Source organism: Rhizobium leguminosarum (assembly GCF_010668065.1).
GTDB classification, from domain to species: Bacteria; Pseudomonadota; Alphaproteobacteria; order Rhizobiales; family Rhizobiaceae; genus Rhizobium; species Rhizobium leguminosarum_S.
In genome coordinates this window covers 1-22,507 of sequence record NZ_WUEN01000003.1, presented here as the reverse complement: position 1 = coordinate 22,507, position 22,507 = coordinate 1, and the positions used below count along the sequence as shown (strand labels likewise).

The following is a 22,507-nucleotide window of genomic DNA, read 5'->3' as shown; positions in this document are numbered from 1 at the left end:
ATTGGTCTCCAGTACTGCGGATCAGGCGTGTGTCAACAGATCTTCTGAAGGAGTTCCATCAGCATCATCCGCTCCGCAAGCGTCAGCGTGCTCAGCGTTTCCTGCGAGATCTGCAGCGCGACCGACAGGTTGCGGGCGACTGTCACCTCGCCTTCCGGCGTCAGCGTCAGCACCAGCCGGCGCGCGTCGGTCGCGTCGGGGGCGGTGTGAACGAGGCCACGCTTCACCAGTCGATCGACGACGCCCTTGATGGTCGCCATATCCATGGCGGTCTCGCGGCCGAGATTGCCCTGCGAACAGGGCTGCAGGTCCTTCAGCCTGACGAGCGCCGCCCATTGGGTGGTGGTCAGCTTCTCCGCCATCAGGCTCGCAAAGATCGCCACGTGCCGCTGGTTGGCCTGGCGCAGATAGAAGCCGATCTGCTCGCCAAGCGCATACTGTGCCTGCTGGCCGGGCGCCTCGGTCTTTTGTCGGCCGCCTTTGTCTTTGAACGGAACGTCCATAGGATCTCTCAAATCTGCCTATTCATCGTCGTGACCGGCAATGGCGCTGCCGAATTTACTCTCGCCATAATTTCAGAATGGCTTCTGTCGTTAGAATTTCAATCTGCTCCGAAAGCCTTGGCGCCAGGATCTCGATGACCATGGCGTGCGCCTTCAAGTCGCCGCTTGCCAGTGCGTCCTCGGCGAGGATGACCCGGTAGCCGGCGTCGACCGCATCAAGAACGCTGGCGTAGACGCAGACGTCGGTCTCGACGCCCGAGAAAATCAGCGTGTCCGTTGCCGATCCTTGCAAACGCGCAGTAAACCCGGGCGAGCCAAAGACCGAGTAAGTCTCTTTGTCAACGATGGAGCCTGGAGCGGCGATCGCTGTAAGCGGCGCGACCAGATCCAGCATGGCGATATCGAGCTCATCCAGCGTCACCGATGACCAGCGACGATAGTAGGTCTTCCAGCGGCCTGTGGCACCTTCGGCATTTTGGGGCACCATGAAGCGAGCAAAGACAGTCTCAGCGGGCCGCGCTTTGCTCAGCGCCACCACATTGGGAAGGATGCCTTCGATCGCTGGCGTATACCACGCCGTTTGCTCAGCGAAGAGACGTTGCATGTCGATGACGACATGCAACGCATTCCTGGAGAGTGGCGCGGGTGCCATCATCAGTCGGCCACCGGGACGGTGTGTTCCGCGGCCCAGGTCAGGGTGATGGTGTCGCCATCGCTCAGGACCTTGCCATCGCGGTTCTGTGCAAACAGCTTCAGCGGCAGACCGTCTGCCGTCTCCAGCAGATAGGACAGCACGGGACCTGCGTAGATGACGGTGGTGATGCGCGCCGTCAGGCTGTTGCCATCCGTCGGACCCGATGCGATCGACATCTTCTCCGGGCGCACCGCGAGCGTGACGTTCGAGCCGCTTGATGGCAACGTGCCGGTGGTCTGAACTACCGTCCCATCGGCGAGACGCACGGCGCCGTTGTCCACCGTCCCGGTGAGGAAGTTGGAATCGCCGAGGAATTCGGCGGCAAAGCGCGTCAGCGGTCTCTCATAGACGGTTTCCGGCTCGCCGATCTGGACGATGCGGCCCTTGTCGAGGATCGCTACCTTATCGGACAGCGTCAGCGCCTCTTCCTGGTCGTGGGTGACGAAGATCGTCGTCAGGCCACTTTCGCGCTGGATGCGCAGCAGTTCGACCTGCATTTCCTGGCGCAGGCGCCGATCGAGCGCCGACAGCGGCTCGTCGAGGAGCAGTACGCTCGGCTTGATGACCATGGCGCGGGCCAGCGCAACGCGCTGCTGCTGGCCCCCGGACAACTGCTTGGGCATGCGATCGGCAAAGCCAGGCAGATGCACCATTTCCAGCGCACGGTCGACTTCCTTGCGGGCGGCGGCGCCCTTGATGCCCCGGCGTTCGAGACCGAAGGCGACGTTCTGGGCAATCGTCATATGCGGGAACAGCGCGTAGGACTGGAACATCATGCCGATGTTACGGCCCCAGACCGGAATGTCAGTGACATCATTGTTGCCGATCGTGACGACGCCCTGGTCGGGCTTGATAAAGCCCGCGATGATGCGCAGCAGCGTGGTCTTGCCGGAGCCGGATGGGCCGAGAAGGCTGGTGAAAGAGCCTTCAGGGAATTCGGTGGTGATATCGGACAGGACCGGTGTGGTGCCGTAGGTCTTGGCGACGGAATTGACTTTAACGTTTGTCACTTGTGTCTCCGGGCTTGGCGAAGCGCGCAAAAATCAGGATGATCGTCATCGAGCCGAGCAGAAGCACGGTGGAGATCGCGTTGATTTCAGGGGTGAAGCCCTTGCGGATCGAGGAGTAGATCTGCACCGGCAGGGTGGTGTACCCGGGCGTTGCGAGGAAGTAGGAAATCACGAACTGGTCGAGCGACACGGCGAAGGCGAAGAGCGCGGCGCCAAGGATGCTCGGATAAAGCAGCGGTAGCGTCACCGAGAAGAAGGCGTGAACCGGTGTCGAACCAAGGCTCATCGCGGCTTCTTCAAGGTCGGCGCGGATTGTCTTGAAGCCCGTGCCGACGACCAGAACAACGTAGGGGATGGCGAGCGCCACGTGGCCGATCAACAGGGCATGCATACCGCGCCCGATACCGGTCCAATAAAAGAAGATTAGCATGGCCGTGCCGGTGATCAGCCAGGGAATGGCAATCGGCGGCAGCAGCATCAGTTGCAGGAGACTTCTGCCGCGAAAGGTCCGGCGCGACAGCGCAACGGACGCCATGGTACCCAAAGCCGTCGCCAGAACCGCGGTGATACTCGCGATCACCAGGCTGTTCAAACCCGCCGTCAGAAGGATGCTGTTGTCCCAGAGCGCGTCGTACCATTGCAGCGAGAAATGGAATGGCAATTCGTAAAGTGGCGAAGCGTTGAACCCCATCGCCATCATCACGAGAATGGGCGTGTAGAGGAAGATGAGGATGGCGATGAGATAGATTGGACCGAGCGTTTTCATGATCCCTTCCTCAAGCGACCGTTCCGCGGCGCAGGACACCGGAGAAGGTTGCGAAAATTGCGAGCACGACAGCCAGCAGCGTAAAGGACAACGATGCGCCCAAAGGCCAGTTGAAGGCCTGGGTGAACTGATCCTCGATCACCGTTCCCATGGTCACGCCGACACGACCGCCCAGAATGCGCGGTTCCATGAATGAACCGATGACCGGAATGAAGATCAAAACGGCGCCGGAGATCAGCCCGGGAGCTGCAAGCGGCACCAAAATCTTGAACAGGATGGTCCACCAGCGCGCGCCGAGGCTTGAAGCAGCCTCAATGATCGCGTCGTCGATGGCCACCAGCGCTATGTAGCAGGTCAGGATCATGTACGGCAGGTAGCCGTGAACAAGACCAACCACCACGGCATAGCGCGTGTAGAGAAAGCCGATGGAACCCGCGTCCGGAGCAATCATATGCAGCAGACTGTCGAGAAAGCCGTTTTCGCGCAGCACCATGGTCCACGAAAAGACGCGCACAAGACCGTTGGTCCAGAATGGCAGGAGGATGAGGATCAACAACATCTCGCGCGTCTTGCCGAAGGTCGAGCGGACCAGCGCCACGGCCGCCAGGAAACCAAGCACCGCGCAGAATAGCGTCGTCCAGAAGCCGATCAGCAGCGACGTGATGCCGATCCCGACCAGATAGGGTTGATCGATGAACGCGCGGTACTGCTTCAGCGTAAAGACGATCGGGGCCTTGCCCATCGGTGTCGCCGACATGAAGCTGAACACGAACATGGTCAGCAGCGGCAGAAAGACGGCAAGTGTCAGCCACCCATAGGTCGGCAGCAGCAGCGCCGTCGTCGAAACCCATGGCGGGAGTGGGCGCCGGCTGCGCGGACCCGAAGGTCCGCGCTCTGACGCTGATATCAGACGATCATTCTGCATAGAAGGCTTTCACTTCCTGCCAGATATTGTTGAAGGCTTCGCGCCGGTCGTCGGGAATGCCCGAGACAAACGACGTCGTCTTCAAATATTCGGTCTTGTGTACCAGGCGGGTGAGATCGTCGGCAGGAAGTGCTGAAAGGGCTGCCGAATTTGAAGACGCGGGGGCTCCAATCTTGGTTGCCCATTCGACATAGAATATCGGATCGATCATCCAGTTGACGAAGGCAAGAGCACCTTCTGGATTCGGAGCCGATGCCGGAACACCGAGACCATCGACCCAACCGACGCCGCCTTCCTTAGGCACTACGAACTGAACCGGAAGTTTGGAAACGCGCTTGGATCGCACCGAGCCGCCCGACCAGAACAGCGACAGGTCGAATTCCTTGGCGGCGAACGACTTGTTCCACTGATCTTCCGTCGACCACAGCAACTTGACGTTCGGCTTGATCGATTTCAGCGCGGCGGTAACAGCAGCCAGATCCTTGGGATCGTTGATGTCCTGCCCGCTCATCAGCGCGCCAACGCCGACATTGATGATGGCGTCGTCGTCCATGGCAACACGGCCCTTATAGGCCGGGTCGGCGAGCACCGCGTAACTGTCGGGAACGGTCATGCCTTCACGGATGGCAAGCGAGGTCATGCCCCAGACCCACGGAACGGCATAACCCTTGCCATCCTTGCTGAAGTTCGGGTTGGCGCGCAGGGTCTCGTCGACTGTTGACGCGTTTGGAACCTTGCTGAAATCGATCGGCTGCAGCAGGTCTTCGGCAACCGCCTGGGCGCAACGCGCAGCGTTGAGGATAACAAGATCGTAGGCGCCCGGATTCGTGCGCATCTTGGTCAGCATTTCCGATTCCGAGCTGTAGTAGTCATGGACGACTGTGATGCCCGTCTTTTCGGTGAAAGCCTTCAGCGACCAGGCTTCGTCGGTGCCGTAACCCTGCCAGTTGAGGACCGTGATGGATCCGGCCGAAAAGGCTTTGCGCGGCAAGGTGGAGATGCTGACGCCAGCAATCAGTGCTGCGGACATCAACTTCATTGTGTTGCGTCTGGTGAGTTCAGTCATTGTGGCACCCCTCTTGAAGATACACAGTTATGGACCATCATGACCCGCGGTCATCGACCTCAACGGATCGGCTAGCTTGAAAACAAACAGCGTGCCAAAGCGCGCTTAATCATTTGTATACATACTAAAAGCAGATGGGCATTGTCCGTGGGGCGCTGACGTCTCGGCGAAATGAAGCGCGCGCTGCGACGCAGCGGCACACCACTTCTGTAAGAACAGCACATCACTTCACTGAGCGGCCGGCATGAATCCACGGATCTCCTGCAAGCTGTTCGTTCAACCCTCTGACTTTAGCATCAGTCTTTTATTTTATATGTACACAAACTATCTGTGAGGAATCGAGACCTGTCAAGCACTGCCTTGCTTTAGTAAGCGCTTGACGATGAAAAATAGACGTCGAGCCGGCGATCCTCCGCGTGTTCAGCAATCATGACGCGTATTCCGTCGCCGCCCGACACATAGTTGATGTCCTGCCCGTTGATGCGGGCGGCAAGAACATCGCCCAATGCCAAGCCTGGCAACTCGATGAAACCAGCCTCGGAGACCGGAGCAATCGTGCAGGCCACCCGCCCGTTGGCGAAGACGATGCGCGACAGCGTGGTGCGCAGATCTGTCTTCAGTGCTGCGCGCCCGTTCAAAGTCATCACCAGTGTTCCGGACTTGACGACCAGCTCGAGCGTTCCCGACGGCGAAACCATAGGTCCGAGCACCACATCCCGGCCGGCATGGCGCATCGTCCATCCGGTCCACGGATCGAAGTCAACAATCTCACTGGCAGCCATCAGCGGCAGCATGGCGGCCCAGATGTAGAACGGATCGGTATCGCCCTGATCCATTGCCTCGCCGGTCACCGCGTTGTAGTTTTCGGATGCGATACGATGCTCGCGCCAATTCTTCATGAACAGGTCGTAGCTCTGGCTTGCCAGCTTGCTCGCCTCCGCCACGAAACCGTAGCGCCGCAGGCCGAGCCAGACCATGTAGTTGACGTTCGGCCAGATGCGGCCGCGCCAGTAGACGTTGTCGGCGAAGGCCGGATCGTCTCGTGTTGCGTTCGGCAGCACGAAATCGCCGCCGAAGGTCGTCTCGTCGCTCAGATGCTCGAGCAGACGCGCCGCCTGCGCCGGCGTCGCGGCGCCGCACAGCAGCGGGTAGAAGCTGGTCGGCGACAGCGAGCGCACGAATCCGCCGCGCCGCTGGCGATTGGCGAAGATGCCGCGGCTCTCGTCCCAGAGCGTCTGCGAGATCAGCGTCCGCTGACGTTCGGCCAAGGCGGCGAATTCGCGGGCATCGTCATACTTGCCGAGCACGGCGGCCATTTTCGAAAGCATCTCGGCATCGAGAGCGGCCGCGCAGTTGAGGCCGAGATCGAAGGTCGACAGCGTCCGGGTGACGGGATCGTAGATCGCCTCGTCATGGGTCGCGGAATTGTCCATGCCGGTCTCGTTGCGCGCGGCAAAAGCCGTCCCCTTGTAGAGGCCCTCGCCCACGTCGGAGGTGCCGCAGGACAGCAGGCCGAAACCGTCCGGATCGCGGTTGTCCTGCCACCAGCGCCGATTGCGTACCAGCGCCTCGTAACTTGCCTGGATCATCGACCGCTCGCCCGTCCGCTGGTAGAGCTGCCAGACGACCAGTGCGCCGAACGGCAGCTGGCTGCGATCGACCCAGGCATCGTTGGAGGTGACGATGCAGGCGATATTGCCCTGCGGGGTTGCGCCGGCCATCGCGGTTGCCATGTTTTCGCGCGCCAGATCGGCGTCGAACACGCCCGCAAGAAGGGCGGCGAAAATCTGGTCGTTGAACCAGACGGCGAATTTCCCGAGGTTCCAGATCCGGGTGACCGCCGTGTAGGAACGCGCGTTGGTTTCGTCCCAGATGGTGTTCCAGGCGACGACGTCACGCATCGCCTCTAGGGCGCCCTCGAACATGCCGGTCTGCGCATCGGCAATGGCAGCTGGCGCGCCGGCGGCAAGGCATGTCTGCGCCTTGGCGATCGCCAATTCGGCACTGTCGGCGACGCCTGCGGCATAGGCGCCCTGGCGCATCATCTCTAGATTGAAACGCAGGGCAATCAACGGCGCTTCGCTCCTGCGGGTGGCGGTATAGAAATAACCGTTTTCCTCGAAGTCGGTCCGTAGCGCGTCGATCGTCTCATGGCCGGTGACGTGCACCGGCGCCTCGGCGGTCGCGACCGCCACGAAGCGCGTTCCGACCTTCAGCAGCGTGATGTTGCGGCCCGCGTCATGGACCACCACCTCGCCGCCATCTGAGGAGATTGCCAGCGTCAGCCAGAATCGCAGTCCCCACTCGGCCGATACCTTGCCGTTCCAGCTGCCGCGGATGGCGAAGGGGTCTGTCTTCGTCGTAGAAAAGGCGACCGTCGTGCCGCTGAGTTCGGTCTCCAGCTCGATCAGCGAGCCGTCGATGGTGTGACGGCCGAGGCGAACCATATCGCGTCGCGGCTCGATCGCGGAGGTCGTCTTGCTGCGGGTCGAATAGAGAACCGGTGTGATCCGCACGCCGAGTGGCAGGAAGACCATTTCGGCCGGCCGGTTGGACCAGCTATTCCAGGCACGCATCAGGGGTATCGTCGAATGTTGTAGCATGGATCTGTAACTTCCGGTCAGTTTGCCAGCTGGATAAGTTTCGGTGCTGCGGACAAGCCGCTCTTGTCGGCGATGTCACCGAGATAAGGCGTGTTGATGTAGTAGCGATTTGCGGCCGTGTTGGCGACGCGCAGTTCCAGCGAATGGACGCCTGGAAGCAGCCGCCCCAGAGCAAAGCGATAGGGGCGCCAGCCTCTTCGATCGATCTGCCGGCCATCGAGCAGCGCCGCTACCACCGTGTGGACCTCGGGCAATTCGAGGACCCACTCGGCCTCATCGCCGATTTCGAGCGCCAGCCGATAAATGCCGGTACCGGAGAAACCGGCAAAACCCTGCGTTTCCCACCCTGCAACCACCGAGATCGGCACGAATCCCGCGTCAGGGGCCGGCGCGAAGCTCCAGCCGTCGACAAGCGATATGGCACGAGCCGCGGCAAGCAGCGGCTGGTGCTCGAGATGGCCTTTCACGGTGGTCTTCTGCGTCGTCTCGCCCAGTCGAATGCATTGCACCTCCTGGGGCGCGAGCGCGACTGTCAGGTGGCTGAAGGCGGTTGCCTTTCCCACGTCTCCCGTCGTCGCGGACCAGACCTCGCACGCGAAACCGTCGCCGAAGGAAATCTCACTGATGAGGTGCGATGCGCCATCGTTGAACAGCACGACCCGCCACCAACCAGCGGCCTCATACCCCACCCATTGCCAGGGTCTGCCCGCGGAATGACAGGCAAGATCTGGACCCGATGACCGAAGCGACTGCAACAGAGCGGTGATGTCGCCTTTGCCGGGCATTCCTTCGAGATGGATCGACGGGCCGACGGCACGCCCCGCTGCGCCATCGCAGACGGTGGAGAGCCGCTCGCCTGAAGACCAGACAGCACCACCCGCCGCTTTGAAGACGGCGAGCGTGTGCAAGGTCTTCGTCGTCTCGAGCACGGTGACGGACGGCAGAACGACAGCATCGAAAACAAGGCCGGACGCGCGCAGGCGGCCGTTCTCGATCGTAGCGGTCGCCAAATCGGCCTCGCTGACGAACATGAAGTCGCAGCCTTCTGCTAAAAGCCCTTCGCACCAGGCGCCGATATGGGTTGCATGGCTGTGGCGCGGCCCTTCTGCGAAGCCTGTATGAAGAGGATAAAGGATCGCAACCGGCGTGCGGGGCGTGGCACCCTCGATGAAGGCGGAAATCCGTGCCGTCTCCTCGGCAAACAGATCGTGGTAGCTCCACCACGGTTCGAAATTGATGCCCGGCCCGAAATCGAAACGTGGATTGGAAAACGGCGTCGGATCGTTGTCGCGCCCGTCCGTCTGGTAGACGCCGTGCCAGAGGAATTGCCGGGTCCCGAGGCAGTGAAGCCGGATGGCCTGCTCCCGCATCGTCTCCAGCGTCAGTTCCCATTGCCCGGCGGCACGCACGGGCGTTCGCTCGGCGCTGGCATAAGTTTCGACGACGCATCGGCTGCGACCATTCGAACGGGCAACGGAGTCGCCGAGCTTCGGCGCCAGCTGCGCCACCAAATTGTTGCAATCAACGGCCGTTTCGTGCCGGTAGGCATCGATGCCGAAGAAATCCACCGCAAGCGCCACCCTGGGGTCGATGCTGGTAAAACCGCCGTTCAGCGACCAGGAACTGACATGCGGCAGGATCTCGTGTCCGGTGAGGACGATCCCCCTGCCCTCGGCCCATCGGCGCAACGTGCCGGAGAAGGCCTCGTTCATCAGGGCCGAATAGGCGGCGTAGAATTGCGCGCGCAGCCGCAGGGTTTCAGGTCCGACGTCACGCACCAGCGCCAACAGGGCCCTGGCGAAGGTTTCGCCTGTGCCGCGCGACACGACGTCCGGCAGCGTCGGCGCATAGAGCAGGCTGTTGCCGAGGTCACCGGAGATCTGGCTCCACTTGTAGAAACCCGCCGCCGGCTGGTCGTAGAACACGAAGCCGACGGGGTCTGGCAGGAGATCACCAAGCACCTCGACCAACGGGTCGAGCCCGACCTCGATGAACCGCTCCGCTGCCTCTGGCAGGAGATAATTGATCAGCCGCGAGGTCGTCGACCGGGCGCTGACGAACACCGTGAGCATCTGCCCCTCGGCGGGTACACCGTCGAACAGGTAGGTGCACGACGTTCGGTCGCTTTCGACGACGAATGTCCGCGCCGTGACGTCGACCACCTTGTCGAGGCTGTCGATGCCGACCGACGGATGCAGCAGCGCTGCCTCGACGGTCCACTGGCACCACTCGACGATGCTGCCCTCATACTGCCACGCGACGATATCGGCGCCCATCTTGCGGGTGAACGGCGGATGGACGCCGCTGATCTCGCCCTGCGCCCCTCCCGAGGACGACCAGAACAGGTGGCGCTCGCGCAGGTCGTCGCGGTCCACGACCGTCCGGCCGCCGGCGTGACCGCTGATCCAGTTGTAATCGTCGTAGATTCCGAGCTTCAGGCCCAGCTTGCCGGCAATCTCAGCCGCAACACGATAGGCGTCCAGATAGGCCGGCGACAGGTAGTCATCGCGCGACATTGCGAGACGGGCCTGGATCAGGATCGTGCCGATCCCCTTCTGCTTGAAATCGGCGAGCTGCGCGTGGCAAACATCCTCTGTCGGAATCGAATGCCAGAACCAATAGGCCGACGGGCGAAATGCGGCTGTCGGGTTCTCGAACAAGTCGCGGCCGCCGATATCCTGTCCGGTTCGGATCTGCTCCAACTCGTCTCTCCCTAGTGGCTTGCTGCCGTCACGCGTTGCATGGCTTTGGTCGTTTCCGTCCAGGCCGGCTTGTCGGGGGCGAAGCGCGCTCTCAGATAATCGGCAAGGTCTTCCACTTGGCCGTCGTTCAGCGTCTGGCGGAAAGCCGGCATCGACATCACCTCCGGGGCTTGGCGGCCGGTCGTCTGCGCCAGGATTGCCGGCGCCTCGACACCGTTCAGTATTGCCTGGATAAGATTGTCAGGGGTCGCCGCATGAAGGTTGCTGTTGAGCGCCAGCGACGACAGGATCGTGTTTCCAGTGTGGCATGTGGCGCAGGCGCCACTAAACAGCCGCTCGCCCTTCGGCGATATGCGCGCGGCGGAAGCCTTGGCCGCTTCACTCGCGGCAATGGCCGCCTCGCTCTGCGCCTTGCTATCGGCCAGGCCCTCGTTGAGGCTTGCGAGATATGTGGCCATGGCGCGGATATCGCTGTCCGGCAGCGGCTGCATGACCTCGACGACATGCGCCATCTGGCCGGCGGCACTGCCGTGATCGCGCGAATGTCCGGTGCGCAGGTAGTCATAGAAGGCGTCTGCCGTCCAGCCGACCGGGCCGTTGGCGAACGCATTCAGGGCCGGCGCCTCCCAGCCATCGGCAAAGCCGCCGGAAAGCCGGGCGCTGCCGCTCTTTTCCGCGCCGAGCGCATTTCGGTCCGTGTGGCAGGCCGAGCAGTGGCCCAAGGTCTCGACGAGATAGGCCCCCCTGTTCCACTGCGCATCGCGGGTCTCGACATATTTGAACGGCTGCGCCTTCAGGAACAGCGCGTTCCAGCCCGCCATCATCGCGCGGATGCTGTAGGGGAATTTGAGCTTCGTCTCAGGCGCCTTTTCGGCGACCGGCGCCTGCGTCATCATGTAGGCGTAGAGCGCCTGAAGATCGGCATCCTCGGCGCCGGCGAACGAGGTGTAGGGGTGCGCGGGATAGAGGTGATGGCCGTCGCGGCTGATGCCCTCGCGCATGGCACGTTCGAAGGCCGGGTAGGACCAGGCGCCGATGCCGCTTTGGACATCGGGCGTGATGTTGGTGGCATAAACTGCGCCAAATGGCGTGTCGAAGCGCCGGCCACCGGCAAAGGGTGTTCCGTCGTTTCCGACATGGCAGACATTGCAGGCGCCGGCCGCCGCCGCCAGCCGGCCGCGCTCGATGGTGGCGGCACTGTAGACATTGGCGTCCGGCTTCTGGATGGTGCCGATCGCCGGGCGCCATGGCGATGCCATGGTCACGATACCGGACAGAGCGGCGACGGCACCGATCGCCGACAGGCCGACGTTCCACCACCTCCGCTTTTTTGCGACCGGGGTGGCCGGCGTTTCGTCCGTCTTGCCGTTCAGCGCGGCAAGGACCAGTTCCGGCGTCAGCGGCAGTTCGCGGAAACGAATGCCGGTGGCATCGTAGACGGCATTGGCGATGGCCGAGGCGCTGGGAACGGAGGCGGACTCTCCGACGCCGAGCGGCGGCTCGTCCTGGCGCGGCACCATCAGCACGTCGATATCAGGTACCTCGGGGAAGGTAATCAGCGGATAGCCGCCCCATTCCTTCGACTGCACCGCAGTCGAGGAAAATTCGACCTTTTCCTTCAGCACCCGGCTGGTGGACTGAATGATGTTGCCGTGGATCTGGTGGCGCACGCCGTCGGGATTGATCATCATTCCCGAGTCCTGCGCGCATGTCACCTTGGTAACCGCGATCTCGCCGGTCTTCTTGTTGACGGCGACATCGGCAACCCATGCAGCCCAGGCGGCGGCCTTGCCCGGAAACGGCCCGTGGACGTAGACGGCATAGGCAAATCCACGGCCGTAGAGCAGATCGCCTTCGCCGCCGAGCGTGCCCCACGTCGTATGCGGCACCCACTTCGCCCGTTTGGCAAGCGCGTGCACCAGGTCGACGGCGCGTGGGTCGTGGAGATAACGGAGCCGGTACTCGACCGGATCGACGCCGGCGGCGGCGGCCAGCTCGTCGACGTAGCATTCGTGGGCGAATGTATTCGGCATCGCCGACACGCCACGGAACCAGGAGGCGCGTGCGATCGGCGGCATGTCGTGCACGGTTACGCGCAGGTTGCCGTAGGCATAGGGTGGGATGGCGGTACGATCGCCCATCTGCACGACGTCGGATACGGGCGGCAGCTTGCCGGTGAGGATCAGGGGAAGGGTTGGCGCCAGATTGGAGGGATAGCGCGTTTCGAAATCATAGGCGGACGGACCGCCCTCCAGGTCGAGACCGCCGCGCACATCCATGATCTGGGCGGCGCCCTTCGGCTCCCAGGCATGTTCCTGTTCGCGCGTCAGCTGGACCCGGACGGGTGCCTTGACGGCCCGCGACAGCAGCGCCGCGTCGGCTGTCACGTCATCGGCGCAGTTGCGGCCGTAACAGCCGGCCGCCTCCAGCCGCTCGACCCTAATCTGCTCTTCCGGCATGTCGAGCAGCAGCGCCAGATCGCGGCGCATGGGATAAGGGTTCTGGGTTCCCGACCAGACGGTCAGCCCGGCGTCATTGTAATCGGCCACCGCGCAGGACGGGCCGATCGAACCGTGCATCTGGTAAGGCCAGACATAGGTGCGGTTCATCGGCTGGGCGCTGCCGGCCAATGCCATGTCGACATTGCCGCGATCGGCAAGCTTGCGTGGCGTCGACGGATTGGCACGCAGCGCCTTCTCCGGCATGTTCAGATCCGGCCACTCGGGCGGCGCGCGCCACACGACCTTCAGGCTCCCGGAGGCCTCGATGGCGATTTCCTCGCGGGTCGCGACAACACCGACGAAATCACCGATGGCGACGACGCCGACCAGCCCGTCGATATGCGCGACCGAGGTCTCGTCGATCGAGATCAGGCTGTTTCCGACATGCTCGCCGTGATCGAATCCGGCATATGGCGGGCGAACAACGCGGCCATGCAGCATGCCAGGCACGCGCACATCGTGGACATAGGTCCAGCGCCCGGTTGCCTTCTCGGGAATATCGACGCGCGGGCGCGACGAGCCAACCAGTTTATAGTCCGACGCCGGCTTCAGCGCCGCATTGCTGTCGATCGACAGCCTGACATGGCTGCCGACGACAACATCGCCGAAGTTCAGCTGCCAGTTCTCGCCGCCGTCGGCACGGATAATGCCGTCCTCCAGCCGCAGCCGCTCAATCGGCACGCCGACCTTCTCGGCGGCCTTGACGAGAAGATGGCGGCGGGCGGTGGCGGCGGCCTGGCGCAGCGGTATCGCGGTGATCTGGATGGTTTCGCTGGCAATGGTCGCGCCCTGGTTGGGCGCGGCGGTCGTCGTGCCGAGCACCATGTCCACCTGTTCGAACGGCACGCTGAGCTCTTCGGCGACGATTTGCGCCAGCGACGTGCGGATGCCTGTCCCGAGATCGACGTGGCCGTTGAACGCTGTCACCCGGCTATCGGCCCCGACAGCGATATAAAGCTCGGCGGCGTCGCCCATCGACGCGTCATTGACAATGAGAAGCGTGCTCGCGGCTGCCATGTAGGCGGACTTGGGTGCTTCGCGGTGGTTCATCGCGAAACCTCCGTCATGTCGTTGGTCATCGAGTCGACTGGCCGGCCGGCTTTGGTAAGGGTTACGGCGCGCCGCACAGCGGCCAGTATCTCAACATGCGTTCCGCACCGGCAGAGATGGTGCCGCAGAGCATCACGAATATCGCCCTCGTCGGGATCCGTATTTCGCTGAAGCAGTCCAACCGTGGCGATGATCATGCCGTTGAGGCAATACCCGCATTGCGCCGCCGCCTCTTCGATGAAAGCCTGCTGTACCGGGTGCAGAAGCCCATCCACCGCCAGCCCCTCGAGCGTGATCACGCGTCGTTTGCCGATCGCGCCAAGCGGCACAGTACAAGACCGCACCGGACGGCCGTCAACCAGAACCGCGCAGGCGCCGCATTCGCCCAGGCCACAGCCATATTTCGGTCCATTCAGGCACAGGTCGTTACGTAAGATGTAAAGAAGCGGTGTTTCCGGTTTCGCGCTAACGCGCCAAAGAGCGTCGTTGACATTCAGTGAAACGGAAACGGGAGGCTTCACGGCAACTCCTCCAGCATCGCGCAAATAGCCAGGCCTTTTGCTACTGGACGGATCGCTATACGGCGGGCGCCTTGGCGGCGCGTGCGCATCATAACGATGCGACTGTCACCGACATCACGCATCTACTGCCCCTCATTTTTATATAAATAGCGTATACGCTTCATATGGAGAGCTGGCAAGTCGAATTTCGTTGTTGCAAACGTCGAAAAACGCGTTACGCTGGGGTATCCATTTAAACCAGCCGGCCACGAATGCTTGTCTCGCTGTTGCATTTTAAAGCGTATACGCTATAAGTAAGCCAATTCGCCTATCGCCAGAGCGATACGTTGAAAAACGGAAAAAAGGGGTCGCCATGTCCACGGGAAATGAGAAAATCGCGATCATCGGTGCCGGCCTCGGCGGCGCGGCAGCGGGGGCGCTGCTCCAGCATGCCGGCTTCAACGTCCAGATCTTTGAACAGGCCCCGAGCTTTTCCCGCCTCGGCGCCGGCATCCACATGGGACCGAATGTCCTGAAGATCTTCCAGCGCATCGGCATGGACCAGAAGCTGATCGATATCAGCAGCACGCCGGCCTATTGGTTCAGCCGGGATGGCCTGACGGGAGACTATCTCTCCCGCATTCCGCTCGAAGGTTATGGAGCGACCTATTGTACCGTCCATCGCGGCGATCTCTCTGCCTTGCAGATGGACACCATGACTCCCGGCACCGTCCAGTTCAACAAGCGATTGACCCGCCTCGAAGACAATGGCTCGGATGTCTACCTCGAATTCCAGGACGGCACCTCGGCGCGTGCCACGATCGTGATCGGTGCCGACGGCATCAATTCGCGCGTCCGCGAGACATTGCTGGGCGCCGAAAAGCCGCACTATAGCGGCTGGGTCGGTCATCGCGCGATGATCTCGGCGGAAAAGCTGAAGAAGTTCGACTTGACCTTCGAGGATTGCGTCAAGTGGTGGGGGCCGGATCGCCACATGATGGTCTATTACACCACCAGCCGCCGCGACGAATATTACTACGTGACCGGCGTTCCGCACCCCGCCTGGGAATTCGACGGCGCTTTCGTGCAGAGCAGCCGCGAAGAAATGTCGGAAGCCTTTGCCGGATACCATCCGGTCATCCAGGCGCTGATCGAAGCCACCGACGACGTCACCAAGTGGCCGCTGTTCAACCGTAACCCGCTACCGCTCTGGAGCCAGGGCCGCATGGTCCTGCTCGGCGATGCCTGCCACCCGATGAAGCCGCATATGGCTCAGGGTGCCGCCATGGCGATCGAGGATGCGGCCATGCTGGCACGATGCCTGGAGGAAACCGGATCGCAGGATTACGCGACCGCCTTCCGCCTCTATGAGGCCAGCCGACGCGATCGCGCGACGCAGGTTCAGACCGTGTCCAACGCTAATACGTTCCTGCAGACGCAGGAAGATCCTTCATGGGTCTACGGCTACGACGTCTATGCCGAGCCTATCCTCGACAAGAGCGTCGCATGAGCGCGGCCCTTCTCTACGGCGCGAATGTCTCTGCCAACGGCATTCGCCAGCATTACCTCCGCTATGGCGGCAAGGGTCGGCCGGTCATCCTCATTCCCGGCATCACCAGCCCGGCGATCACCTGGGGCTTCGTTGCCGAACGCCTTGCCGAACGCCATGACGTCTACGTTCTCGATGTCCGGGGACGCGGCCTGTCCTCGCCCGGTCCGGATCTCGACTACGGTCTCGATGCCATGGCCGCCGACGTCATCGGCCTTGCCGAGGCGCTCGGTGTTGGCGCTCCTGCGCTGCTAGGCCATTCGATGGGTGCGCGCATCGCCATGCGGGCGGCAAATACCGGCGGCGAGTTCTCCCGCCTCGCCCTTATCGATCCCCCAGTCTCCGGGCCGGGCCGCCGGCCTTATCCGAGCAAGCTGCCCTGGTATGTCGATAGCATTCGCCTGGCGCTGGCAGGCATCGATGCCGAGGGTATGAAGGCGTTTTGCCCGACATGGACGGAAAGCCAGCTGCAGTTGCGCGCCGAATGGCTGCACACCTGCTTCGAGCCTGCCATCGTCACCGCCTTCGAGGACTTCCACAAGGACGACATCTTCCCGGATTTCGCCACACTGAAGCAGCCGTCGATGCTGATGGTCGCGGGACGTGGCGGCGTGATTGCGCCGGAAGATGAAGCGGAAATCCGTGGGCTCAACCCCGCTATCGAGATCAGCCGCGTCCCGAATGCCGGCCACATGATCCCTTGGGACGATCTCGACGGCTTCTTCGAAGCGCTTGGAGATTTCCTCTCCCGATAAACGCCAATGGCGGGTCTTCGGCCCGCCATTTTTATTGCCGCAGCGAGAGCGCCCAACGTGCGCCCGCTCACTCATCAAAGGAGCCGTCCGTGCAGAAACCCTATCGTATCGGCCAGATCGTGCCGAGTTCCAACACGACGATGGAGACGGAAATTCCGGCGATGCTGATGGCTCGCCAGTTGATCCGGCCGGAGCGCTTCACCTTCCATTCCAGCCGCATGCGCATGAAGAAGGTGGTCAAGGAAGAACTGGCCGCCATGGACGCCGAATCCGATCGGTGCGCCATCGAACTGTCCGATGCCCGCGTCGACGTGCTGGGATATGCCTGCCTCGTCGCCATCATGGCGATGGGCCTCGGCTACCATCGCCAGTCGGAAAAGCGCCTGACCGGCCGCACGCAGGAAAACGACACGAACATCCCGGTCGTCACAAGCGCCGGCGCGCTGATCGAGGGCCTGAAGGTGATGAAGGCGAAGAAGATCGCCGTCGTCGCGCCCTATATGAAGCCGCTGACCGAACTCGTCGTGAACTATATTGGCGAGGAAGGCTTCGAAGTGATGGATTGGCGGGCGCTTGAAATTCCCGACAATCTGGATGTTGCCCGCCACGATCCGGAAAACCTGCCGGCCATCGTCCAGACGCTCGATCTTTCCGATGTCGATGTCATCGTGCTTTCGGCCTGCGTGCAGATGCCGTCACTGCCCGTCATCGCCAAGGTCGAGGCCATGACCGGCAAACCGGTGCTCACCGCCGCCGTGGCGACCACCTATTGCATGCTGAAATCACTGGGACTGGAAGCCGTGGTGCCGGGTGCCGGTGCTCTTCTGTCCGGCGCTTATTGAACCTGAAGTTTTTGTCGTTTCCGGCCGCATTGCGGCGGAGGAAAACAAGGAGTGCCCCATGCAGAGTGCTGAAACCAACTATCAGGGCGTTTGGGGCAACCGCATCGGTTTCGGCCGGCGGCCGGCCCTTCTGGTGATCGACTTCCTGAAGGCCTACACGGTGGAAGGTGCGCCGCTCTATGCGCCGGGTGTCGTCGATGCCGTCGCACAAACACCAGCACTTCTGGCTGCGGCGCGCGCCGCAGGCATTCCCGTCATCCACACCCGCATTCTCTATCTCGCCGAGAACTGCGCCGATGGCGGCATGTGGGTGAAAAAGGCTCCGGTCATGATGGCCATGGTCGAGGGCAACGTGCTGGCCGAATTCTGCGACGGCGTCGAGCCGGAAAAGGGCGAGCTGGTCGTCGTCAAGCAATATGCCAGCGCCTTTTTCGGCACCAGTCTCGCCTCTCTACTTCACACGCAAGGTATCGATACCGTCGTTCTTGCCGGATGCTCGACAAGCGGCTGCATTCGCGCAAGTGCGGTGGATGCCGTCCAGCACGGGTTCAGGACCATCGTCGTGCGCGATTGCGTCGGCGACCGGCACCCCGATCCGCACAATGCCAACCTCTTCGATATCGACAGCAAGTATGGCGATGTCGTTTCGAGGGAGGATGCCATCGCCGAAATCGCCAAGATCAAGTCCGACTGTCCGTAACTTTGCAAAAACAGCCAAGCCTTCACGTAAGATAGGGGAACGAGCATGGATCAATTCAGCTTCACCGAAATCTGCCTGCATCAGTTGAAGATGTCGGGCGTCCACGAGGGCGAAAAACTCATCGTCCTGACCCAGGGCAACGAGCGCCTCGATTATGCCGACGCCTTCATGGCGGCGGGCATGCGTCTAGGGGCCAAGATGTATCACATGCGTTTGCCGCCGGTGCCACCGGCGGGTGCATGGGCCGTCGGCCAGACAGGCCTCGCGGCAATGCCTGACGCGGTCGAGGCCCTGAAGGCCGCCGACATGCTGATCGATTGCATCTTCCTGCTCTTCAGCCCGGAACAGATGGCGATCCAGGCGGCCGGAACGCGCATCCTGACCGCCGTCGAACCGCCGGAAATTCTTGCCCGCATGTTGCCGACAAAGGAACTGCGCGAGCGCGTGGAATTTGCCGGAGACCTGCTGTCCAAGGCGAAGGTGATGCGGATCACCTCGGACCATGGCACGGATGTCACCTACAAGCTCAACACCTATCCGGCCGTCACGGAATATGCGTGCACCGACGAGCCGGGCCGCTGGGATCATTGGCCATCCGGCTTTGTCTTCACCGGTGGTGACGATGACGGCGTCGACGGTACGATCGTCGTTGCTCCGGGCGATATTCTGCTGCCGCAGAACATCTACGTGCGCGATCCGATCTACTACACCATTGAAAACGGTTGGATCACCGACATTCGCGGCGGCCTCGACGCCGAGCTGGTCAAATCCTACATGGACGGTTTCAACGATCCGCGTGGCATGGGCATGAGCCATGTCGGCTGGGGTCTTAATCAAAACGCCAAGTGGCATCGCATGGTGCCCGGCGAATTTCCGGGCGGCATGGGCATGGAGGCCCGCTCGTTCTACGGCAATGTCATGTTCTCGACCGGCCCGAACAATGAACTGGGCGGCCCGAACGACACGGCCTGCCATCTCGATATCCCGATGCGTAATTGCTCGCTCTTTCTCGACGATGAGCCGATGGTCCTGAACGGCGATATCGCCGTCAAGGAAATGAAGCACCCCGTCAAATCCTGATCACAACCCACCTGCTTGGCGTGAAAACACGCCAAGCAGCTCGAGCCTCGTATGCCTTGACCGGTGAAACATGCTGTGGTGTTTCCTGCATGGACGCACTAGACGCCGCAACCGATGGACCCGCTAACATGACTGTCAAAGACACCGAACGCCCACGTGAAGCCGCGGTGTCTGAAACCGTCTATGATGTTACCGAGCAAGTGGGTCACTTGCTGCGCAAAGCCTATCAGCGGCATCTCTCGATCTTCCAGGCCAACGCCAGTGACCCAGACCTGACATCGGTCCAGTTCGTCACGCTCTGCGCGCTACACGATCTCGGCCCGAGCTCGCAGGTCGAATTGGTGAAGGCCACCTCGGTCGATCAGGCGACCATCCGCGGGATCGTCGAGCGTCTGAAAGCACGTGGATTGATCGATCTGTCCAAAGACAAAGCCGACGCCCGCAAAGTCGTGATTTCTCTCCTGCCGAAGGGTGAGGCGTTGCTTCAGGACATGTATCCTCGCGCATATCTCATCAGCGAGAAAACCATCTCTCCCCTCAATCCGGCGGAGAGAATTGCGCTGCTGTATCTTCTTCGCAAAATCGCGGACGATGAGGTTGGAGAGCGGTGACGAGATTGGCGCCCTGCGTTACGAGTGGCGACCGTTATCGGGTCGAGCCCGATGGCGGCTCTTGGACAGTCATGGACACCTTGACAGGACTTCCGGCCGCCACGAACGGCAAGGATCTGGTGCACTTCGAAAGCGGGACGCAGATGAAATCGCCGAGGAGCTGAACGGTTGCGAGCGCCGCGGGACTGCCAGTCCCTTGCTCTAATAGACCGCCATCGGATTGCCGGGAGCTATTGTCGCCGGTCGGGCACATTGCGTCCTACCGTCAACGAACCCATTTTCAGTATTGGTGCCACGATCCCGTCCTGGATGCCAAAGCGCCCACCGTACTGATGAAGACTGCTGTGAGTGCAAATGCCCAATTCGATCTCGCGCCGCTCTTCGGAGCGGGATAATGCTGGCCTTGGTAGTAGGTGTCTCTTAGTGATCTGCCCATCCCCACAATCAGGGGGGTGGGGTTTTAAAGTGTGGAATCGAGAAGCTTTGGTTAGCGCGTTGGGCAGTAAATCGAGAGCATTGTCGCGGGGTCAGAAACAGAAAGTGCCCCTGTTCACGTCGCCAACGCCTGCTGCCTCCGGCGCAGCCTTGGCCATAGGATCAACCAGCTCACCAAAGCAAGGTTGACGCAGTTCCACAGGAAGCCATGCAGGAAAGCCAGGCGGTAAGAGCCGGTGGCGTCGAAAATATAGCCAGCGGCCAAGCCCCCACAAGCCATTCCAAGTACGGTCGCCATCAACACCAGGCTGATGCGGATACCCGCCTCACGTGGCGGCAGATATTTCCGAATGATCACGGCATACATCGGAACTATGCCACCCTGAAATAGCCCGAACAGGCCGGAGATCACATAGAGCGACGACTTGCTGTTGAAATACAGATATAGCAGCAGCGCTGCCGCCTGCATCGAGGAACCGAGGATCAACATCGGCCCGGCACCGATCCGATCGGCGACCGCCCCGGACGCCAAGCGGCTGACGACACCCAGTCCAAGCATCAAGGCGATGATCTGCGTGCCCACCGCCACACCGTAGCCGAGATCCCCGCAATATGCGACGATGTGGACCTGCGGCATTGACATTGCCATGCAGCACGCAAAGCCCGCGACGACAAGGACGACCTGCAACGCGTTCGGGCTTAGGCCCAGTTCGTTGCGTGCTGCTTCGGTTATCGCCTCGGCCTGGACATAGGTTACGGTCTGTAGACGCCGCTTCAACAGCAGACCGATGGGCACCATCACCAGTGGGATGAAAATGCCGATTCCGACATGGGTTGCACGCCAGCCCTGGGTCGTCTGGAAATGCTCGATAGCCATCGGCCAAACCGCCCCGGAAAGATAGCTGCCCGAGGCCGCAAAGGCGACTGCGAGCGCCCGGTGCCTGCTAAACCAAAGAGAGAGGTCAGATATCAGCGGCGCGAAGCCGGCAGCTGATCCAAGGCCGATTACCAGCGAGAAGGCTGCGAACTGCCAGATATTGGTGGTAAGGGCAGCCAGGATGTAGCCAACGCAAAGCAGGAACGCGCCGATCAGCACTGGCACGACGATGCCGACCCGATCGGCCAGACGCCCCATTACAACCCCGCCAAAGGCAAAGCCAAGCATCGTGCAGGTATAGGGAAGCGAGGCACCGCCACGCACCGTGTCGAACTCGACTTGCAGGGTTGGAAGAAGCACCACGACGGACCAATTGCCGACGCAGGCAACGGTGCCGAGGATCAACGTGAGTACCAGCCGCCACCAGGCATACACAGAGTCGACGTCGCCAGAATCGGACCCACCTGTCGCAGTCATCCGCTTTTCAAACATGGCCACGGCGAGAACTCCTCAGGGTCCGATTATGAACTGAACGCTCTCGACTAATGCCAAGTGCATCCGTCTCGTATGACGAGCTTCGGTGCGTTGAATACCTGTTTGACGAGCCCATCCTCAAGCCCCCGCCATCATCCCTTTCAATCGCGCCGCAATTGTCGCAATCTCCGGCGGCGAGGCATCGAGCCGCTTGAGCTCCGCGTCGAGCAGTACCGGCACGCTCGCCCCTTCCGGTAGCGCCGCCAACGCCATCCCGCGCTGCCCGTCGAGCCAATAGGGCTCTTCCTTCCCACCAAAGCGCGACAGCGCCAGCAGCGGCTTGCCCTTGCGGTCGGCGCCATGTTGGAACTGCACATACTTACCGCCCAAGACCGGATTGATTTGGACCACTTTGACTTCCCGAAGATCCAGCGTGGATTCCCGCCGCGCCAAACGGCGGCTGCGATCGCTCTTGGCGCCTCCCGCGAACAGGCCAATCCCTGCTGCCGCGATCCCCAGCACGAGGGCGCTGTCCACGAACGTACGGTTCCACAGCATGTCCAGCCCCAGCGACAGCGCCGCTCGGCTGGGCTGCGATGCCGAACGCACCACGTCGACCTCATAATCGCCCGTGTTGAAATCCACGAACATCAATTCGATATCGTGCTCAACGCTCTTACCGTTGATGTCATAGGTGATATGGGCTGAGCAATCGACGAATACTACCCGCCGCGCATGGCATTCCCCATCGGTGATCGTCGCGTCGGGCACCGTCACCGGATCGCTCGCCACCAGCCAGTCATTGACCACGCCTGGCGCCTGCCACACCCCGATGAACCCCGCCACCCCCAGCAGCATCAGCTG

General features: G+C 61.7%; 17 protein-coding genes and 1 pseudogene. 6 read left to right on the top strand and 12 right to left on the bottom strand.

The features are described 5' to 3' along the window. Nucleotides 1-32: 32 nt before the first annotated feature. The 10 genes from GR198_RS08570 to GR198_RS08525 form a co-directional block, all read right to left on the bottom strand. On the bottom strand, nucleotides 33-503 hold the full coding sequence (locus GR198_RS08570) for a MarR family winged helix-turn-helix transcriptional regulator (protein WP_164048412.1): 471 nt from the start codon (nucleotides 501-503) through the stop codon (nucleotides 33-35). A gap of 55 nt (nucleotides 504-558) precedes the next feature. After that, a complete protein-coding gene (locus GR198_RS08565; RefSeq protein WP_033184104.1) occupies nucleotides 559-1,158 on the bottom strand; it encodes a cysteine hydrolase family protein in 600 nt (199 codons plus the stop codon). Next, complete coding sequence (locus GR198_RS08560; protein WP_130767547.1) at nucleotides 1,158-2,207, bottom strand: ABC transporter ATP-binding protein; 1,050 nt, start codon at nucleotides 2,205-2,207, stop codon at nucleotides 1,158-1,160. The genes GR198_RS08565 and GR198_RS08560 overlap by 1 nt, the downstream gene beginning before the upstream one ends. After that, on the bottom strand, nucleotides 2,194-2,973 hold the full coding sequence (locus tag GR198_RS08555; protein ID WP_003554934.1) for an ABC transporter permease: 780 nt from the start codon (nucleotides 2,971-2,973) through the stop codon (nucleotides 2,194-2,196). The genes GR198_RS08560 and GR198_RS08555 overlap by 14 nt, the downstream gene beginning before the upstream one ends. Nucleotides 2,974-2,983: 10 nt before the next feature. Next, a complete protein-coding gene (locus tag GR198_RS08550) occupies nucleotides 2,984-3,898 on the bottom strand; it encodes an ABC transporter permease (protein ID WP_082933958.1) in 915 nt (304 codons plus the stop codon). Then, nucleotides 3,888-4,964, bottom strand: a complete 1,077-nt coding sequence (locus GR198_RS08545) for an ABC transporter substrate-binding protein (protein WP_003554938.1) — start codon at nucleotides 4,962-4,964, stop codon at nucleotides 3,888-3,890. Before GR198_RS08545 ends, GR198_RS08550 begins: the two co-directional genes overlap by 11 nt. A 365-nt stretch (nucleotides 4,965-5,329) precedes the next feature. After that, nucleotides 5,330-7,567, bottom strand: coding sequence for an MGH1-like glycoside hydrolase domain-containing protein (locus GR198_RS08540; RefSeq protein ID WP_164068298.1), 2,238 nt, complete (start codon nucleotides 7,565-7,567; stop codon nucleotides 5,330-5,332). A 17-nt stretch (nucleotides 7,568-7,584) separates the two neighbouring features. Beyond that, a complete protein-coding gene (locus GR198_RS08535; RefSeq protein ID WP_164068296.1) occupies nucleotides 7,585-10,269 on the bottom strand; it encodes a carbohydrate-binding protein in 2,685 nt (894 codons plus the stop codon). Nucleotides 10,270-10,280: 11 nt separating this feature from the next. Continuing rightward, a complete protein-coding gene (locus GR198_RS08530; RefSeq protein WP_164068294.1) occupies nucleotides 10,281-13,820 on the bottom strand; it encodes a molybdopterin cofactor-binding domain-containing protein in 3,540 nt (1,179 codons plus the stop codon). Then, the gene (locus GR198_RS08525) at nucleotides 13,817-14,341 is read right to left on the bottom strand and encodes a (2Fe-2S)-binding protein (RefSeq protein ID WP_164068292.1); all 525 of its coding nucleotides are present in this window, start codon (nucleotides 14,339-14,341) and stop codon (nucleotides 13,817-13,819) included. Before GR198_RS08525 ends, GR198_RS08530 begins: the two co-directional genes overlap by 4 nt. Before the next feature lie 352 nt (nucleotides 14,342-14,693). Here GR198_RS08525 and GR198_RS08520 point away from each other — a divergent pair, with 352 nt between their 5' ends. The 6 genes from GR198_RS08520 to GR198_RS08495 all read left to right on the top strand — a co-directional run bounded on the left by GR198_RS08520 (nucleotide 14,694) and on the right by GR198_RS08495 (nucleotide 19,857). Beyond that, the gene (locus GR198_RS08520) at nucleotides 14,694-15,830 is read left to right on the top strand and encodes an FAD-dependent monooxygenase (RefSeq protein WP_017997013.1); all 1,137 of its coding nucleotides are present in this window, start codon (nucleotides 14,694-14,696) and stop codon (nucleotides 15,828-15,830) included. Continuing rightward, nucleotides 15,827-16,624 carry an alpha/beta fold hydrolase gene (locus tag GR198_RS08515; protein ID WP_164068290.1) on the top strand — a complete coding sequence of 266 codons (798 nt, stop codon included), beginning with the start codon at nucleotides 15,827-15,829 and terminating at the stop codon, nucleotides 16,622-16,624. Before GR198_RS08520 ends, GR198_RS08515 begins: the two co-directional genes overlap by 4 nt. An 89-nt stretch (nucleotides 16,625-16,713) precedes the next feature. Next, entirely contained in the window at nucleotides 16,714-17,466 is a 753-nt protein-coding gene (locus GR198_RS08510) for a maleate cis-trans isomerase family protein (RefSeq protein ID WP_164068288.1), read from the top strand. A gap of 58 nt (nucleotides 17,467-17,524) precedes the next feature. Then, nucleotides 17,525-18,166 (top strand): N-carbamoylsarcosine amidohydrolase, encoded by a 642-nt coding sequence (locus GR198_RS08505; RefSeq protein WP_164068286.1) that lies wholly within the window; start codon nucleotides 17,525-17,527, stop codon nucleotides 18,164-18,166. A 45-nt stretch (nucleotides 18,167-18,211) separates the two neighbouring features. Beyond that, a complete protein-coding gene (locus tag GR198_RS08500; protein ID WP_029874454.1) occupies nucleotides 18,212-19,246 on the top strand; it encodes a leucyl aminopeptidase in 1,035 nt (344 codons plus the stop codon). 128 nt (nucleotides 19,247-19,374) lie between these two features. Beyond that, a complete protein-coding gene (locus GR198_RS08495) occupies nucleotides 19,375-19,857 on the top strand; it encodes a MarR family winged helix-turn-helix transcriptional regulator (protein WP_164068284.1) in 483 nt (160 codons plus the stop codon). 550 nt (nucleotides 19,858-20,407) lie between these two features. On the opposite strand, the gene GR198_RS08490 is transcribed toward GR198_RS08495, so the two are convergent. Next, the gene (locus tag GR198_RS08490) at nucleotides 20,408-21,661 is read right to left on the bottom strand and encodes an MFS transporter (RefSeq protein WP_164069033.1); all 1,254 of its coding nucleotides are present in this window, start codon (nucleotides 21,659-21,661) and stop codon (nucleotides 20,408-20,410) included. A 120-nt stretch (nucleotides 21,662-21,781) separates the two neighbouring features. After that, a pseudogene (locus GR198_RS08485) lies at nucleotides 21,782-22,507 on the bottom strand (hypothetical protein); the annotation flags it as partial.

Coding starts and splice junctions, on each gene's coding strand:
- GR198_RS08545 (WP_003554938.1), bottom strand. CDS start 4,964: ATGACTGAACTCACCAGACGCAACACAATGAAGTTGATGTCCGCAGCA.
- GR198_RS08490 (WP_164069033.1), bottom strand. CDS start 21,661: ATGTTTGAAAAGCGGATGACTGCGACAGGTGGGTCCGATTCTGGCGAC.
- GR198_RS08530 (WP_164068294.1), bottom strand. CDS start 13,820: ATGAACCACCGCGAAGCACCCAAGTCCGCCTACATGGCAGCCGCGAGC.
- GR198_RS08505 (WP_164068286.1), top strand. CDS start 17,525: ATGCAGAGTGCTGAAACCAACTATCAGGGCGTTTGGGGCAACCGCATC.
- GR198_RS08520 (WP_017997013.1), top strand. CDS start 14,694: ATGTCCACGGGAAATGAGAAAATCGCGATCATCGGTGCCGGCCTCGGC.
- GR198_RS08555 (WP_003554934.1), bottom strand. CDS start 2,973: ATGAAAACGCTCGGTCCAATCTATCTCATCGCCATCCTCATCTTCCTC.
- GR198_RS08500 (WP_029874454.1), top strand. CDS start 18,212: ATGGATCAATTCAGCTTCACCGAAATCTGCCTGCATCAGTTGAAGATG.
- GR198_RS08515 (WP_164068290.1), top strand. CDS start 15,827: ATGAGCGCGGCCCTTCTCTACGGCGCGAATGTCTCTGCCAACGGCATT.
- GR198_RS08565 (WP_033184104.1), bottom strand. CDS start 1,158: ATGATGGCACCCGCGCCACTCTCCAGGAATGCGTTGCATGTCGTCATC.
- GR198_RS08540 (WP_164068298.1), bottom strand. CDS start 7,567: ATGCTACAACATTCGACGATACCCCTGATGCGTGCCTGGAATAGCTGG.
- GR198_RS08550 (WP_082933958.1), bottom strand. CDS start 3,898: ATGCAGAATGATCGTCTGATATCAGCGTCAGAGCGCGGACCTTCGGGT.
- GR198_RS08495 (WP_164068284.1), top strand. CDS start 19,375: ATGACTGTCAAAGACACCGAACGCCCACGTGAAGCCGCGGTGTCTGAA.
- GR198_RS08570 (WP_164048412.1), bottom strand. CDS start 503: ATGGACGTTCCGTTCAAAGACAAAGGCGGCCGACAAAAGACCGAGGCG.